Source organism: Curtobacterium citreum, from assembly GCF_006715175.1.
Lineage (GTDB): Bacteria > Actinomycetota > Actinomycetes > Actinomycetales > Microbacteriaceae > Curtobacterium > Curtobacterium citreum.
In genome coordinates, this window is sequence record NZ_VFMQ01000001.1 from 1,363,398 (window position 1) to 1,379,486 (window position 16,089).

General features: G+C 72.7%; 17 protein-coding genes. 14 read left to right on the forward strand and 3 right to left on the reverse strand.

All coding sequences use genetic code 11. The annotated features are described in order from the left end of the window. Nucleotides 1–20 precede the first annotated feature (20 nt). From miaB to dapF, 3 genes are read left to right on the forward strand one after another with little or no spacing between them, the layout of a single operon-like run. Nucleotides 21–1,520, forward strand: a complete 1,500-nt coding sequence (gene miaB / locus FB462_RS06535; RefSeq protein WP_141860826.1) for a tRNA (N6-isopentenyl adenosine(37)-C2)-methylthiotransferase MiaB — start codon at nt 21–23, stop codon at nt 1,518–1,520. Between the two features lie 7 nt (nt 1,521–1,527). Continuing rightward, nucleotides 1,528–2,493: a tRNA (adenosine(37)-N6)-dimethylallyltransferase MiaA gene (gene miaA / locus FB462_RS06540; RefSeq protein WP_244289132.1), complete on the forward strand. Its 966-nt coding sequence runs from the start codon at nt 1,528–1,530 to the stop codon at nt 2,491–2,493. Further along, nucleotides 2,490–3,380, forward strand: coding sequence for a diaminopimelate epimerase (gene dapF, locus FB462_RS06545; RefSeq protein WP_141860828.1), 891 nt, complete (start codon nt 2,490–2,492; stop codon nt 3,378–3,380). Before miaA ends, dapF begins: the two co-directional genes overlap by 4 nt. Before the next feature lie 474 nt (nt 3,381–3,854). On the opposite strand, the gene FB462_RS06550 is transcribed toward dapF, so the two are convergent. After that, entirely contained in the window at nt 3,855–4,487 is a 633-nt protein-coding gene (locus tag FB462_RS06550; RefSeq protein ID WP_114849121.1) for a class I SAM-dependent methyltransferase, read from the reverse strand. Between the two features lie 61 nt (nt 4,488–4,548). On the opposite strand from FB462_RS06550, the gene hflX reads away from it, so the two are divergent. Next, nucleotides 4,549–6,087, forward strand: coding sequence for a GTPase HflX (gene hflX / locus FB462_RS06555; protein ID WP_141860831.1), 1,539 nt, complete (start codon nt 4,549–4,551; stop codon nt 6,085–6,087). 94 nt (nt 6,088–6,181) lie between these two features. Here hflX and lexA read toward each other — a convergent pair whose 3' ends face one another. Beyond that, complete coding sequence (lexA, locus tag FB462_RS06560; protein WP_058742957.1) at nt 6,182–6,826, reverse strand: transcriptional repressor LexA; 645 nt, start codon at nt 6,824–6,826, stop codon at nt 6,182–6,184. A gap of 235 nt (nt 6,827–7,061) precedes the next feature. Here lexA and FB462_RS06565 point away from each other — a divergent pair, with 235 nt between their 5' ends. The 9 genes from FB462_RS06565 (at nt 7,062) to scpB (ending at nt 14,101) form a co-directional block, all read left to right on the forward strand. Continuing rightward, a complete protein-coding gene (locus tag FB462_RS06565; RefSeq protein ID WP_141860832.1) occupies nt 7,062–7,439 on the forward strand; it encodes a LysM peptidoglycan-binding domain-containing protein in 378 nt (125 codons plus the stop codon). Between the two features lie 76 nt (nt 7,440–7,515). Next, a complete protein-coding gene (locus FB462_RS06570) occupies nt 7,516–8,622 on the forward strand; it encodes a histidinol-phosphate transaminase (RefSeq protein WP_141860834.1) in 1,107 nt (368 codons plus the stop codon). Continuing rightward, entirely contained in the window at nt 8,619–9,221 is a 603-nt protein-coding gene (gene hisB, locus FB462_RS06575; RefSeq protein WP_141860836.1) for an imidazoleglycerol-phosphate dehydratase HisB, read from the forward strand. The genes FB462_RS06570 and hisB overlap by 4 nt, the downstream gene beginning before the upstream one ends. Nucleotides 9,222–9,268: 47 nt before the next feature. Beyond that, nucleotides 9,269–9,931 carry an imidazole glycerol phosphate synthase subunit HisH gene (gene hisH, locus FB462_RS06580; protein ID WP_141863278.1) on the forward strand — a complete coding sequence of 221 codons (663 nt, stop codon included), beginning with the start codon at nt 9,269–9,271 and terminating at the stop codon, nt 9,929–9,931. 69 nt (nt 9,932–10,000) lie between these two features. Continuing rightward, on the forward strand, nt 10,001–10,747 hold the full coding sequence (gene priA, locus FB462_RS06585; protein WP_141860838.1) for a bifunctional 1-(5-phosphoribosyl)-5-((5-phosphoribosylamino)methylideneamino)imidazole-4-carboxamide isomerase/phosphoribosylanthranilate isomerase PriA: 747 nt from the start codon (nt 10,001–10,003) through the stop codon (nt 10,745–10,747). 6 nt (nt 10,748–10,753) lie between these two features. Beyond that, complete coding sequence (locus FB462_RS06590; protein WP_141860840.1) at nt 10,754–11,575, forward strand: SseB family protein; 822 nt, start codon at nt 10,754–10,756, stop codon at nt 11,573–11,575. A gap of 160 nt (nt 11,576–11,735) precedes the next feature. Next, nucleotides 11,736–12,614 (forward strand): ParA family protein, encoded by an 879-nt coding sequence (locus FB462_RS06595; protein WP_058742961.1) that lies wholly within the window; start codon nt 11,736–11,738, stop codon nt 12,612–12,614. Beyond that, nucleotides 12,598–13,413: a segregation and condensation protein A gene (locus tag FB462_RS06600; protein WP_114849126.1), complete on the forward strand. Its 816-nt coding sequence runs from the start codon at nt 12,598–12,600 to the stop codon at nt 13,411–13,413. Before FB462_RS06595 ends, FB462_RS06600 begins: the two co-directional genes overlap by 17 nt. After that, complete coding sequence (gene scpB / locus FB462_RS06605) at nt 13,403–14,101, forward strand: SMC-Scp complex subunit ScpB (protein ID WP_141860842.1); 699 nt, start codon at nt 13,403–13,405, stop codon at nt 14,099–14,101. The genes FB462_RS06600 and scpB overlap by 11 nt, the downstream gene beginning before the upstream one ends. 67 nt (nt 14,102–14,168) lie before the next feature. On the opposite strand, the gene FB462_RS17650 is transcribed toward scpB, so the two are convergent. Beyond that, nucleotides 14,169–15,038 (reverse strand): hypothetical protein, encoded by an 870-nt coding sequence (locus FB462_RS17650; protein WP_141860844.1) that lies wholly within the window; start codon nt 15,036–15,038, stop codon nt 14,169–14,171. Between the two features lie 240 nt (nt 15,039–15,278). On the opposite strand from FB462_RS17650, the gene FB462_RS17655 reads away from it, so the two are divergent. Then, nucleotides 15,279–16,079: a pseudouridine synthase gene (locus FB462_RS17655; RefSeq protein ID WP_141863279.1), complete on the forward strand. Its 801-nt coding sequence runs from the start codon at nt 15,279–15,281 to the stop codon at nt 16,077–16,079. The last annotated feature ends 10 nt before the right edge of the window (nt 16,080–16,089 follow it).

Genomic DNA, 16,089 nt, shown 5'->3' on the forward strand with positions numbered 1-16,089 from the left:
CGACCTACACTGGGACGATCATGGCCACCGTCGACGCCCGCCCCCGCACCTACGAAGTCCGCACCTACGGGTGCCAGATGAACGTGCACGACTCCGAGCGCCTCAGCGGTTCGCTGCAGTCGGCCGGGTACGTCGCCGCCGACGGCGAGCAGGCCGACGTCGTCGTGATCAACACCTGCGCGGTGCGCGAGAACGCGGACAATCGGCTCTACGGCAACCTCGGGCACCTGGCGGGTGTGAAGCGTGAGCACCCCGGCATGCAGATCGCCGTCGGCGGGTGCCTGGCGCAGAAGGACAAGAACGTCATCCTCGAGAAGGCGCCGTGGGTCGACGTCGTGTTCGGGACGCACAACATGGGGTCGCTCCCGACCCTGCTCGAGCGCGCACGGCACAACGACGAGGCGCAGATCGAGATCCTCGAGTCGCTCGACGTGTTCCCGTCGACGCTGCCGACGAAGCGCGACTCGACCTACAGCGGGTGGGTGTCGATCTCCGTCGGCTGCAACAACACCTGCACGTTCTGCATCGTGCCCTCGCTCCGCGGCAAGGAGAAGGACCGTCGACCCGGGGACGTCCTCGCCGAGATCCAGGCGCTGGTCGACGACGGCGCGATCGAGGTCACGCTCCTCGGGCAGAACGTCAACTCGTACGGCGTCGAGTTCGGGGACCGCCAGGCGTTCAGCAAGCTCCTCCGTGCCGCCGGTGCGATCGAGGAGCTCGAGCGGATCCGCTTCACGAGCCCGCACCCGGCGGCGTTCACCGACGACGTCATCGACGCGATGGCCGAGACGCCGAACGTCATGCCGCAGCTGCACATGCCGCTGCAGTCCGGTTCCGACCGCGTGCTCAAGGCGATGCGTCGGAGCTACCGGAGCGAGCGCTTCCTCGGGATCCTGGACCGCGTCCGGGTGAAGATCCCGAACGCGGCGATCTCCACGGACATCATCGTCGGGTTCCCGGGCGAGACCGAGGAGGACTTCGCGGACACCCTGCGCGTGGTCGAGCAGTCCCGGTTCGCATCGGCCTTCACCTTCCAGTACTCGATCCGTCCCGGTACCCCGGCGGCGACGATGCCGGACCAGCTGCCGAAGGCGGTCGTGCAGGAACGCTACGAGCGGCTGATCGCGCTGCAGGACCGGATCACCGCCGAGGAACACGCGAAGCAGGTCGGTCGCACCGTGCAGGTGCTCGTCGCCACGGGTGAGGGCAAGAAGGACGACGCCACCCACCGGCTGTCCGGGCGCGCGGAGGACTCGCGGCTCGTGCACTTCTCGGTCCCGGCCGACTCCGCCGTGCCGCGTCCCGGTGACGTGGTCACGGTCGAGGTCACGCGTGCGGCCCCGCACTTCCTGATCGCCGACAACGACGGACCCCTGCAGATCCGTCGCACCCGCGCGGGCGACGCCTGGGACCGCGCGCAGGCGGAGAGCTGCGGCGTCCCGACCCCGGCGCCCGCAGGTGCGGCCGCGGGACCGCGTCCGGTCTCGCTCGGTCTGCCGTCGCTCCGTGTCGGGCGCTGATCCCCTCTTGCCCGAGGGCCTGGCGATCGACGACCGGTCGTCAGACCCTGCCGCGGTCGACCTGATCGCGGTCGTCGGCGCGACGGGGACCGGCAAGTCCGAGTTCGCCCTGGCGATCGCCGAACAGCTCGCCCGTTCGGGTCGTGCGGCGGAGATCGTCAACGCCGACGCGATGCAGCTCTACCGCGGCATGGACATCGGCACGGCGAAGCTCAGCGTCGCGGAACGCCGAGGGGTCCCGCACCACCAGCTCGACGTGCTCGACGTGACCGACGAGGCGAGCGTCGCGACGTACCAGGGCGACGCGCGTGTCGACGTCGAACGGATCACGGGCTCCGGTGCCGTCGCGCTCCTCGTCGGCGGCAGCGGGCTCTACGTGTCGTCGGTGCTCTTCGACCTCGCGTTCCCGGGCACGGACCCCGAACTGCGCGCACGGCTCGAGCGCGAGCACGCCGAACTCGGACCCGGTGTCCTCGTCGAGCGGCTCCGGGCGCTCGACCCCGCCGCTGCAGCCGGCGTCGACCAACGCAACCCGCGGCGCCTGATCCGCGCACTCGAGATCGCGAGCCGATCCGAGGTCGTGACCCCGAGCCTCCCGTCCGCGCCCCGCGCCTGGCGACCCGCCCGGATCCTACACCTGCACCGCGAACGCACCGGACTCGTCGCGTCACTGCACGAGCGTGCCGCGCGGATGTTCGACCGGGGGCTCGTCGACGAGGTCGCGGCGCTCCGCGACCACGGGTTGGAGCAGGGGAAGACCGCCCGCGCCGCGATCGGGTACGCGCAGGCGCTCGACGTGCTGCACGGGCGGGCGACTCGGGACGACGCCGTCGAGGCAACCGCGGTGGCGACCCGCAAGTACGCCCGGCGGCAGGTCTCGTGGTTCAAGCGGTACGCCGACGCCGAGGTGCTCGACGTGACCGGGACGGACCTCGCGGGCCTGCGGGAGGCGGCCCGTAGGATCGTCCCGTGACCGAACTGCACTTCACCAAGGGCCAGGGCACCGGCAACGACTTCGTCCTGTTCGCCGACCCCGACGCGACGGTCGACCTGACCCCCGAGCGGATCCGGGCCATCGCGGACCGTCGGTTCGGCGTCGGCGGCGACGGCGTGATCCGGGCCGTCCGGTCCGAGGCGCTGCCGGAGGGACGGGCGCTCGTCGCGGTCGCGCCCGAGGCGACCTGGTTCATGGACTACCACAACGCCGACGGCTCGGTCGCGGAGATGTGCGGCAACGGCATCCGGGTGTTCGCGCGGTACCTGACCGAGTCGGGGCTCGTCGACCTCGCACCGGGGGAGACGCTGACCGTCGGCAGCCGCAAGGGCCTGGTCGACATCCAGCGGACCACGAACGGGTTCTCGGCGGACCTGGGCCGGTGGGGGCTCGGCATCGAGGGCGGCGGCGCGAACGACGTCATGGTCCGGGCGCGGGAGCTCGACGGCGCACGACCCGGCCTCGGCATCGACGTGGGGAACCCGCACGTCGTCGTCGCGGTCGCGACCGAGGACGAGCTCGCCGGACTCGACCTGACCTGGATCCCCGTGCTCGACCCGGCACCGGCGGCCGGGGCGAACGTCGAGTTCGTGCTGCCCGGCGACCCGCTGGTCAAGGACGGCGTCGGCGAGATCACGATGCGGGTGCACGAGCGCGGGAGCGGCGAGACGCTGTCGTGCGGGACCGGTGCGGTCGCGGCAGCGCTGGCGACCCGGTACTGGGCGGGGCCCTCGGCGCCGGACACGTGGCGCGTACGGGTCCCGGGCGGGATCGTCACGGTGCGGATGTTCGCGGCCGAGGACGGGGAGCACGTGGCGCTCGCGGGGCCGGCGGAACTGGTGTTCTCGGGGGACTTGACGGTCTGAGGCTGTCGGCGCCGTGGTCGGGCGCGGCGCGGCGCGGGGCGGGCTGGGGCTCGGCGCCGGGGTTCGGCGCCGGGGTCGTTCTGCGCGAGGGAGGCCGATCTGCTCGACGGAGACGGTTCCGCGCGTCGGAGGTCGTTCGTCCTGACCGAGTACGCGCGATTCGTCCTCCCATGTCGGGCGTGATGGGAACGATCGACCACGCCCATGAGGCACCGCAGCGCCCGCGAGACGCCGCGTTGCTCGCGAGACGCCGCGCCACGGTCGAGACGCCGCGCCACGGTCGAGACGCCGCGCCACGGTCGAGACGCCACGGCTTCGCCGGGCGTCTCGCGTGATCGGAGGCGTCTCGAGCACGCTCGGGTGTCACCGGCGCAACGAGCACCGAGCCGGGCGGGCAGCCCGGACCACCGAGCCGGTGTGCCGGCACCCCGGAACAGCACGATCGGCCAGCGAGCAGGACGGACCAGCCCCGCCTCACTCCGCCGCGGCTGTGTCCTCTGCCACGCGGTGCACCCGGATCACCCGGAAGCCCTTGTCCGTCGTCGCCCGGGCGACCCGGAACCCGGCGCCGAGCGTGTCCCCGAGCCAGCGCTGCAGCGAGTCGCCACCGAGGTCCTTCGACACGACGAGCCACGCGTCGCCCTCGACCTCGAGCCGGGGGAGCCAGGTGAGCAGGATCTCGTGCAGCTCGTCCTTCCCGACGCGGATCGGCGGGTTGGACCAGATCGTCCGGAAGCGCAGGTCGGCGGGGATCTCCGACGGCAGGCCGACCGTCACGTTCGCGACGCCGGCCGCGGCGGCGTTGTCGCGCGCCAGCCCGAGCACCCGCTCGTTGACGTCCACGCCCCACACGTGCGCGTCCGGCGACTCGAGCGCCATCGTGATCGCGATGGGTCCCCAGCCGCAGCCGACGTCGAGCAGGGCGCCCGACGACGCGGGCGGTGGCACCGACCCGAGCAGGACCCGCGTCCCCCGGTCGACGCCGTCCGGGCTGAACACCCCGGCAGCGGTGGTCAGGGTCAGCGGCTTGCCGGCGAGCGTGACGTGCACCTGGCGCGCACGCGTCTCCGACGACGGGTTCGCGGAGAAGTAGTGCTCGTTCGCCATGGAAGAACCGTACCGGGACCCCCGTGTGTCCCGGGCGTGGCGGCGGTACCCTGTGGAGAAGATGACGGAAACCACCATGAACGACGGACGATCCGACGACAGCGCCGAAGGTGTCGTGGAACGCGTCCTCCGCAACGCGGACTCGAAGGCATCGTCTGCGATCTTCGCCCCGGCGCAGGCGATCCAGACCCGATCGGTCGACGAGCACGGCTGGGCCGGCGACGGCGACCAGTACGAACGCGAGGACCGGGCGGCCCTGCGCCGTGTCACCGGCCTCTCCACCGAACTCCAGGACGTCACCGAGGTCGAGTACCGGCAGCTCCGGCTCGAGCAGGTCGTCCTCATCGGCGTGTACCCCCAGGGCAGCGCGCAGGACGCCGAGAACTCCCTCCGCGAGCTCGCCGCCCTGGCCGAGACCGCGGGTGCCGTGGTGCTCGACGGGCTCCTGCAGCGCCGTCCGACCCCCGACCCCTCCACGTACCTCGGCAAGGGCAAGGCCGAGGAACTCGCGATGGTCGTCAAGGCCACCGGCGCGGACACGGTTATCGCCGACACCGAGCTCGCACCCTCGCAGCGTCGCGCGCTCGAGGACGTCGTCAAGGTCAAGGTGATCGACCGAACGGCCGTGATCCTCGACATCTTCAGCCAGCACGCCTCCACCCGCGAGGGCAAGGCGCAGGTCGAACTCGCGCAGCTGCAGTACCTGCTCCCGCGCCTGCGCGGTTGGGGTGAGTCGATGTCCCGGCAGGCCGGTGGACAGGTCTCCGGCGGTGCGGGCATGGGTTCCCGTGGCCCCGGTGAGACGAAGATGGAGCTCGACCGCCGGAAGATCCACACCCGGATGGCGAAGCTCCGGCGCCAGATCGCCGGCTTCACCCCGGCCCGCGAGGCGAAGCGTGCCGATCGAGCCCGGAACGAGGTGCCGAGCGTCGCGATCGCCGGGTACACCAACGCCGGCAAGTCGTCGTTGCTCAACCGCCTGACGAGCGCCGGCGTGCTGGTGCAGAACCAGCTGTTCGCCACGCTCGACGCGACCGTCCGCCGCACCGAGAGCACCAAGGGGCGCGAGTTCACGTTCGTCGACACCGTCGGCTTCGTGCGCAACCTTCCGCACCAGCTGGTCGAGGCGTTCCGGTCCACACTCGAGGAGGTCGGCCAGGCCGACGTCATCGTGCACGTCGTGGACGGCTCGCACCCGGACCCGGCCGCGCAGCTCGCCACGGTCCGCGACGTGATCGGCGACGTCGGCGCGCGCGACATCCCCGAGGTCGTCGCCTTCAACAAGGCGGACCTGATCGACGACGCGCAGCGCCTCGTGCTCGTCGGCCTGGTCCCGGACGCCGTCTTCGTCTCGGCGCGCACGGGCGAGGGCGTCGCCGAGCTCCTGGCGGCGATCGAGGACCGTCTGCCGGAACCGGACGTCGACCTCACGGTCGTCATCCCCTACGACCGTGGCGACCTGGTGTCCGCCCTGCACGACGCGGGCGCGGTCGAGACGACCGACTACGTCGAGGACGGCACCCGACTGCACGTCCGCGTCTTCCAGCGGCAGGTCGCGGAGCTCGACCCCTACGTGGTGGCGCCCGTCACCACGGCCTAGTCGCCGAACCCACACCGGGACGGACAGGAGGCACGGTGCCAGCTGGCACCGTGCCTCCTGTCCGTCTGCGGGTTGCGATCAGAGCGGGTCGCGATCAGAGCGAGCGGAGCACCGCGACGACCTTGCCGAGGACCGTCGCCGCGTCACCGAGGATCGGCTCGAACGCCGAGTTCCGGGGGAGCAGCCAGGTGTGGCCGTCGCGCTGGCGGAAGACCTTGACGGTGGCTTCCTCGTCGAGCATCGCCGCGACGACGTCACCGTTCTCGGCGGTCTGCTGCGACCGGACGACGACCCAGTCGCCGTCGCAGATGGCGGCGTCGATCATCGACTCGCCGACGACCTTGAGCATGAAGAGGTCGCCCGTGCCGACGAGCTGACGGGGGAGCGGCACGATCTCGTCGACGTGCTGCTCGGCCGTGATCGGCACACCGGCGGCGATCCGGCCGACGAGGGGCACGAGCGTCGTGGCGTCGACGTCCGGGGTCTGGACGTCCGGGTTCGGCTCGTCGACCAGGACCTCGAGCGCGCGGGGACGGTTCGGGTCGCGACGGATCCAGCCGCCGAGCTCGAGTTGACCGAGCTGGTGGGAGACGCTCGACAGGGACGACAGGCCGGCGGCGTCACCGATCTCCCGCATGCTCGGCGGGTAGCCGCGGCTGGCGATGGACGCGCGGATCGCGTCGAGGATCGCCTGCTGCTTCGCCGTCAGCGGCTTCTGGCTCCGCAGTTCGTCCGCCATGTCGGGCCGCCCTTCGTCGGTGTCTGGACGTGATCGCCGCGGATGTCGGTGGTAGCCGCTTGACTCGTCCCAGTCGATCGAAACAGTATCCGACCGTCCCACGCCGGACAAACACCTGTTCGAGCGTGTCGGCAAGAAATCCCGCAGAGATCCCTCCCTGGGACTTGTGCGGCCTCAGGTTCGAAAGTATGTTCGGTACACGACTTCGGTTCACCGAACGGGAAGGCAGAACGACATGAGCACCATCGCCATCGCTGACACCCAGCGCACCGCGACGCCCGCCGTCCGGACGCGCCTGCGCCTCACGCGCCGTGGACGGGTCGTCCTCACGACGCTCGCCGCGCTCCCGGTCGCCGTCGGCATCCTGCTCGCCGTGATCAACGGCGGCCAGGCCTCCGCTGGTGACGCCTCGCGTGCCGGGGCTCCCGTCCACTTCGAGACGGTCACGGTGCAGCCGGGCGAGACCCTGTGGTCGCTCGCCGAGCAGACCGCGCCCGACGCCGACCCGCGCGACTTCGTGCAGGACGTCGTCAGCCTCAACGCGCTCGACGGCTCGACGCTCCAGGCGGGCGAGCAGATCGCGATCCCGGCGAAGTACTCCGCGGGCAACTGACCTGCCGATCGTCCACGTGGCCGAGACCGTCCGGACGGCCGGTCGTCCGCACGGCAGCGCGGCCTACGATGGATCGGTGGCAACCACGCTCGACGACCTCCCGATCCGCGACGACCTCCGTGGGCAGAGCCCCTACGGTGCCCCGCAGAAGCACGTGCGGGTGCAGCTGAACGTCAACGAGAACACGCATCCGGTGCCGCAGGACGTCGCCGACGACATCGTGGAGTCGATCCGTCAGGCGCTGAGGACGGTGAACCGCTACCCCGACCGGGAGTTCACCGAGCTGCGCCATTCGCTCGCCGCGTACCTCGGGCACGGTCTGACCGCCGAGCAGCTCTGGGCGGCGAACGGGTCGAACGAGGTCCTGCAGCAGCTCCTCCAGGCCTTCGGCGGTCCCGGCCGGAGCGTGCTCGGGTTCCCGCCCACCTACTCGATGCACTCGATCCTGGCGTCCGGTACCGGCACGACGTGGATCCCGGCGCAGCGCGACGACGAGTTCCGCATCTCGCCCGAGACCGTCGTGGCCGCCGTCCGCGAGCACCAGCCCGACATCGTCTTCCTGTGCGGGCCGAACAACCCGACCGGGACGCCCCTGTCGATCGACACCGTCCGCGCCGCGTACGACGCGACCGACGGCATCGTGATGGTCGACGAGGCCTACGCGGAGTTCATGCCCGCCGACGTGCCGAGCGCCGTCTCGCTGCTGCCGGGGCGTGAGCGGCTCGTGGTCTCGCGCACGATGAGCAAGGCGTTCGCGTTCGCGGGCGCCCGGGTCGGGTACCTCGCGGCCGACCCGGCCGTCATCGATGCGATCCGGCTCGTCCGGCTGCCGTACCACCTGTCCGCGCTGACGCAGGCGGCCGCCGTCGCGGCGCTCCGCCACGCGCCGGAGATGCTGGCGATGGTCGACGACATCAAGGAACAGCGCGACCGCATGGTCACCGAGCTCGGCGCGATGGGGTACCGCACGTACGAGACCTGGTCGAACTTCGTCCTGTTCGGCGGCGTCGCGGACCCGAACGCCGCGTTCGAGGCCCTGCTCGACCAAGACGTGATCGTCCGCGACCTCGGCATCCCGAACCACCTCCGGGTGAGCGCGGGGACCGAGGAGGAGACCACCGCGTTCCTCGACGCCATGCGCCGCGTGGCCGCCGACCAGCCCCCGGTTAGGCTGGACGCATGACCGCCCGTACCGCCTCCGTCAGCAGGAGCACGAGCGAGTCGAGCATCGAGCTCTCGCTCGACCTGGACGGCACCGGCTCGTCCGACGTCTCGACGAGCGTGCCGTTCTTCGACCACATGCTGACCGCGTTCAGCAAGCACTCGCTCATCGACCTGCGGGTGCGCTCGACGGGCGACACCGACATCGACGTGCACCACACGGTCGAGGACACCGGCATCGTGCTCGGGCAGGCGCTCAAGCAGGCCCTGGGTGACCGGTCCGGCATCGGCCGGTACGGCGACGCCCTGGTGCCCCTCGACGAGGCGCTGGCACAGGCGGTCGTCGACGTCTCCGGCCGTCCGTTCCTCGTGCACTCGGGGGAGCCCGCCGGCTTCGAGTTCCACCGCATCGGCGGGCACTTCACCGGGTCGATGGTCCGCCACGTGTTCGAGGCGATCACGTTCAACGCCGGCATCACCGTGCACGTCCGTGTGCTCGAGGGCCGGGACCCGCACCACATCGCCGAGGCCGAGTTCAAGGCCTTCGCCCGGGCGATGCGCAAGGCGGTCGAGCTCGACCCGCGCGTCGACGGCATCCCGTCGACCAAGGGCGCCCTGTGACCGGCACCGACCGACCCGGCACCGACCGACCCGGCACCGACCGGCCTGTGTCCGGCAGTCCCGAGACCGAGCCGTCGGGCGCGCGGCCGAACGTCGTCGTCCTCGACTACGGCTCCGGCAACGTGCACTCCGCCGCGAAGGCCCTCGAGCGCGCCGGGGCGGACGTGACGCTGAGCGCCGACAAGCAGACCGCGCTGCGCGCCGACGGGCTGCTCGTCCCGGGCGTGGGTGCGTTCGCTGCGGTCGTCGACCAGCTCGAGGGCGTGCACGGCGGCGAGATCGTCGACCACCGCCTGGCCGGCGGGCGTCCGGTGCTCGGCATCTGCGTCGGCATGCAGGTCATGTTCGCGCGCGGGGTCGAACGCGGCGCCGACGTCGAGGGCCTGGCGCAGTGGCCCGGGACGGTCGAGCCGCTCGAGGCCGACGTCCTGCCCCACATGGGCTGGAACACCGTCCAGGCGCCCGAGGACTCGGTCCTGTTCGACGGGCTGCACGACGAGCGCTTCTACTTCGTGCACTCCTACGGCGTCACCGACTTCCCGCTCGACGCATACGGCCCGTTCCGCGCGCCCCGGCTGACCTGGGCCGAGCACGGCCAGCGGTTCGTCGCCGCGGTCGAGAACGGGCCGCTGACCGCCACCCAGTTCCACCCCGAGAAGTCCGGCGAGCCGGGCATCCAGCTCCTCCGGAACTGGGTCCGCTCACTCTGAGTGACCAGCGACCAGCGACCAGCGACAGCCCCGGCCCACGCCCACGCCCGCACGACCCCCGACAGGACCATGACCGACCTCACCGCCACCCCGCCCCTCGTCCTGCTCCCCGCCGTCGACGTGGTCGACGGCCAGGCCGTCCGCCTCACCCAGGGCGAGGCCGGCAGCGAGACCTCGTACGGCGACCCCGTCACCGCCGCCCGCACGTGGCGGGAGCAGGGCGCCGAGTGGATCCACCTCGTCGACCTCGACGCGGCGTTCGGTCGCGGCGACAACCGGCAGGTGATCGCTCGCGCGATCGACGAGGTCGAGGGGGTCTCCGTCGAGCTCTCCGGCGGCATCCGCGACGACGCCTCGCTCGAGGCCGCCCTCGCGACCGGTGCCGCCCGCGTGAACCTCGGCACCGCCGCGCTCGAGCAGCCCGAGTGGGCCGCCCGGGTGATCCAGCAGTACGGCGAGCAGATCGCCGTCGGGCTCGACGTCCGAGGGACCACCCTCGCGAGCCGCGGGTGGACCGAGGACGCCGGCGACCTGTGGGAGGTCCTCGACCGGCTCGAGGCCGCAGGGTGCGCGCGCTACGTGGTGACCGACGTGACGAAGGACGGCACGCTGCAGGGCCCGAACGTGGAGCTCCTCCGTGCGGTCTGCGACCGGACGGACCAGCCCGTCGTGGCCTCCGGTGGCATCTCGACGCTCGACGACCTGCGGGCCCTCCGCGAGCTCGTCCCGCACGGGCTCGAGGGCGCGATCATCGGCAAGGCGCTCTACTCCGGCGCGTTCACGCTCCCGGCCGCCCTCGACGTCGCCGGGGCGTAGCGCGCGGTGGCGGGCATCTCGAACGGCCGCGGCACGGGACCCGAGCCGACGCATGACGACGCGCACACCCCCGGTGGTGCCGCCGACTCCGCGGGCAATCCCTGGGCCGGACGGACGTTCGACGCGCACGACACCGCGTACGACGAGGACGACGGCCTCGCCGACCCCGCGGTGGTCGCCGCGATCGCCGGGCTGCAGCAGGGCGGCTCGCAGCGCGCCGTGGTGGACGCGCTCCGGTCCGCGCGGCTCCTCATCCCGCTCGTCGCCGAGGCCGGGGACGTCGGCCACACGCCCGAGGGCAAGCTCGTCGACAAGACCCAGGAGCTGTCCATCGTGACGGTCGCCGGGCCGGACGGGCGGAGGGTCATGCCGGCGTTCACGTCGGCCGAGGCGATGCGGTCGTGGGACCCGACGGCGCGGCCCGTGCCGGCGGAGACGCGGCGCGTGGCGATGGCGGCGGCGAGCGAGGAGACCCAGCTCGTGGTCCTCGACCCGACGGCGCCGACCGAGTTCGTGCTGCGCCGACCGGCCGTGTGGGCGATCGGCCAGGACGTGCCGTGGACCCCGTGCTTCGAGGACCCGGAGGTCGCCCGGGCGTTCGCGGACTCCGTGGCCGACGAGCCGGCGGTCGCGCGGGTCGAGCTGTCGCCGGGGGACCCGCTCGGTCGGTTCGCCGGGGCCGAGTTGACGGTGGGCCTCGCGCTCCACCCCGGTCTCGACCAAGGCGACGTGCAGGCCCTCGTCGGCCGCCTCCAGCAGCGGTGGACGGCGGACGCCGTCGTCGCGGAACGCGTGGACAGCATGCGGGTGGCGCTGCGCCGGGCGTGAGTCGCGCCTCCAGGCCGGGAGGCGCGTGGCGCGCCCGCCCCGCCGGTCGCGCCGGGAGGCGCGTGGCGCGCCCGCCCCGCCGGTCGCGCCGGGAGGCGCGTGGCGCGCCCGCCCCGCCGGTCGCGCCGGGACGTCGGCGGCCCGCCGGTAGCATGACGGGGTGAGCACCAACCCGACGACCAGCCCCGGCACCGGCGAGACCCCGGTCGGCCCCACCGGGCGGCCCGTGCGGCAGTTCCCCGTCCCCGAGGAACTCGACGGCCACGGGCCGGCTCGCATCATCGCGCTCTGCAACCAGAAGGGCGGCGTCGGCAAGACCACGACGTCGATCAACCTCGGCGCCACGTTGGCCGAGTACGGCCGTCGCGTCCTCGCCGTCGACTTCGACCCGCAGGGCGCCCTGTCCGCCGGCCTCGGCGTGCGGACCCACGACATCCCCACGGTCTACGACCTGCTGATGGGCTCGGTGAAGGACCCGAACCAGGTCATCCAGCCGACGAACGTCCCGCTGCTCGACGTCATCCCCGCGAACATCGACCTGTCCGCGGCCGAGGTCCACCTGGTGAACGAGGTCGCGCGGGAGCAGATCCTGGCGAGCGTCCTCCGCAAGGTCGCGAACGACTACGACGTGATCCTCGTCGACTGCCAGCCGTCCCTCGGCCTGCTGACGGTGAACGCGCTGACGGCCGCGCACGGCGTGCTCATCCCGCTCGAGTGCGAGTTCTTCGCGCTCCGCGGCGTCGCGCTGCTCATCGAGACGATCGACAAGGTACGGGACCGGCTGAACCCGGCGCTGCAGCTCGACGGCATCCTCGCGACGATGTACGACTCGCGGACGCTGCACTCGCGCGAGGTCATGGAGCGCGTCGTCGAGACCTTCGACGACCGGGTGCTCGACACGGTGATCGGCCGCACGGTGAAGTTCCCGGACGCCACGGTGTCGGCGCGCCCGATCACGCAGACGGCCCCGGACCACGCCGCCGCCCACGCGTACCGGCAGCTGGCACGGGAGCTCGTCGAGCGTGGCGCCGTCGCCTGACCCGGCGGCCGCCACCGGGTTCCGCGTCCGGCTGTCGAACTTCGACGGCCCGTTCGACCTGCTCCTGTCGCTCATCACGAAGCACGAGCTGGACATCACCGAGGTGTCGCTCGGCGCCGTGACGGGTGAGTTCATCGCGTACGTCCGCCAGGCGGAGTCCGCCGACGAGCTCGACGAGGCGAGCGAGTTCCTCGTCGTCGCGGCGACGCTGCTCGACCTGAAGATCGTCGGGCTCCTGCCCCAGGGCGAGCTCGTCGACGCCGAGGACGTCGCCCTGCTCGAGGCGCGGGACCTGCTGTTCGCCCGGCTGCTGCAGTACCGGGCGTTCAAGCAGGCCGCGGAGTGGTTCGGGGAACGGTGGCAGGAGGAGTCCCGACGGCACGTGCGTCGTGTGCGGCTCGAGGAACGGTTCCGGGCCCGGACGCCGGAGCTCGTGTGGACGCTGTCGGTGCAGGACTTCGCCGCGCTGGCGATGCTGGCGTTCGCGCCGCGGGAGATCCCGACCGTCGGACTCGACCACCTGCACGCCCCGCTCGTGAGCATCCGGGAGCAGGCCGCGATCGTCGTCTCGCTCCTCCGCACACGCGCCGACGAGGACGTCTCGTTCCGCGACCTGGTCGCCGGGGTCACGGAGACGGGTATCGTGGTCGCTCGCTTCCTGGCGATCCTGGAGCTGTACCGGAACGCGTCGATCTCGTTCGAGCAGGCCGAACCGCTCGGGGAGCTCACACTCCGGTGGACCGCCGAGGACTGGTCCGACGAGAGCCTCGCGAACCTGGGAGCCGACTATGACGGATGACGCCGTGCACCGGACCGCCGCCCACGTCGCGCACGACGGCGGGGCCGGAGCCGAGCCCGGGGGAGTGGACGAACTCGTCGCCGCGCCGCACACCGCACCCCACGCCGCGCCGCTCGACGTCGCGGTCGACCGGCAGATCGAGGCGATCCTGATGATCGCGGACGAGCCGCAGTCGCTCGTGTCGCTCGCAGCAGCGGTCGGCGCACCCGTGCCCGTCGTCCGCCAGGCGGTGGAGCGGCTCGTCGCCGACTTCGACGGGCTGGTCGGGACCGTCCGTCGCGGCTTCGAACTCCGCGAGGTCGGCGGTGGCTGGCGCTTCTACGTCCGGGCCGACCTGGACGCCGTGGTCGAGCAGTTCGTCGAGGCCGAGCGTCCGGCGCGCCTGTCGCAGGCCGCGCTCGAGACCCTCGCGGTCGTCGCCTACAAGCAGCCGATCACCCGGTCACAGATCGCGTCGATCCGTGCCGTGAACGTCGACGGGGTGGTGCGCACGCTCGTGGCGCGCGGCCTCATCGAGGAGTCGTTCACTGATGCGGAAACCGGCGCCATCAACTACGTCACGTCCGACCTGCTCCTGCAGCAGCTCGGCATCAACTCGCTCGACGAGCTGCCGCTCATCTCGCCCCTCCTGGAGGACGGCGCCGGCGGCTTCGAGCAGAACGAAGGGATCCCCGATGGCCGCACATGAGGACGAACGACGAGGCGGGTCGCGAGACCGCGCCGGTTCCGGTCGCGACAGCCGGCCTGGAGGCGCGTCACGCGACCGCACCGCCGGCTCCGGTCGCGTGGGTGGCCGGTCCGGCGACGACCGCGGTGGGTACCGCGGCCGTGACGACCGCGGTACCGGTGGGTTCCGTGGGCGTGACGAACGTGGTGGGTCGGACCGTCGGTCGGAGGACCGCGGCGGGTACCGCGGCCGGGACGACCGCGGTACCGGTGGGTACCGGGGCCGCGACGACCGGGGCGGGTCGGACCGTGGCGGGTACCGCGGCCGTGACGACCGTGCCTCCGGTGGGTTCCGTGGGCGTGACGAGCGTGGTGGGTCGGACCGTCGGTCGGAGGACCGGGGCGGGTACCGCGGCCGTGACGAGCGCCCGGCTGGTGGGTACCGCGGGCGTGACGAGCGTCCTGCCGGTGGGTACCGCGGGCGTGACGAGCGTCCCGCCGGTGGGTACCGCGGGCGTGACGAGCGTTCCGCCGGTGGGTACCGCGGGCGTGACGAGCGTCCCGCTGGTGAGTACCGCGGCCGCGGCGACCGGCGCGAGGATGACCGGGGCCGCTTCGTCGGGCGCGGCGAGGACCGGCGTGCGAGCGAGCGCGGCGGGTTCGTCCGACGTGACGACGACCGTGGCGCACCTCGTGGTCGGGACGACCGCGGCCGCGACGACCGCGGCGGGCGCGACGACCGCGCCGGCGGCGGGTACCGTGGTCGCGACGACCGCGCCGGCGGCGGGTACCGTGGTCGCGACGACCGCGCCGGCGGCGGGTACCGCGGACGTGACGACGACCGCCGCGGGGGAGACCGCCGCGTCGCCGGACGCCGTGACGACCGGCGCGACGACCGCCGTGACCCGGCCCGCGAGGACCGCCGCAGCCCCGACGGTCGCCCGAGCACCGTCTGGCACAACGGCCGCCGCTACGTCGGCGGCACCACGACCGCCCGGAACGCCGACCGCCCGAGTGGCGTCGGGAACCGCGGCGTCGGGAACCGCGGCGCCGGGAACCGTGCCGTCGGCAGCCGCGGCACCGCGCCGCGCGCGGACACGACGCCGCACCCGGAGGGTGCACGCAACCCCCAGGGCGCACCGCTCGAGGGCACGCCCGAGCGCCCCGTGATCCCGGACTGGGACGCGTCGGGGGCGAGCGTGTCCGGCGGGGCCGGGGCGAGCCTCCAGGCCGACGGTGAGCGCCTGCAGAAGGTGATCGCCGCTGCGGGCGTGGCGTCCCGACGGGTCGCGGAGAACCTGATCGTCGAGGGCCGCGTGACGGTCAACGGCGAGGTCGTCGACGCGCTCGGTCGCCGGGTCGACCCGGCGACCGACGAGATCGCGGTCGACGGCGTGCCGGTGCAGGGCGACGCCTCGCGGCGGTACGTCCTGCTCAACAAGCCGGTCGGGATCGTGTCGAGCCTGCAGGACGAACGGGGCCGGCGCGACCTGTCCGAGTTCGTCGACCGCTACGAGGAGCGCCTGTTCAACGTCGGCCGGCTCGACGCCGAGACCTCGGGGCTGCTCGTGCTGACGAACGACGGCGACCTGGCGCACGTGCTCGCGCACCCGTCGTTCGGCATCACGAAGACGTACATCGCGAAGGTCCGCGGCAACGTGAACCCAGGGACCGTCCAGCGCCTGCTCGACGGCGTCGAGCTCGAGGACGGGCCGATCGCGGCGGACAAGGTCCGGCTGCTCGAGTCGGCGAAGGGCGAGTCGCTCGTCGAGATCACGCTGCACTCCGGGCGTAACCGGATCGTCCGTCGCATGCTCGAGGCGGTCGACCACCCGGTCACCGACCTGGTGCGTCGCTCGTTCGGTCCGCTGCACCTCGGGTCGCTGCCCGTCGGCAAGACGCGCGAGCTGTCCACCGTGGAACTCGGCAAGCTCCTCCGCATCGCGCGCGAGGCCCGGGGTTCTGCACAGGCCGGTCCGGACGAGGAGTCCGCCGACTGACCGTCGGTAG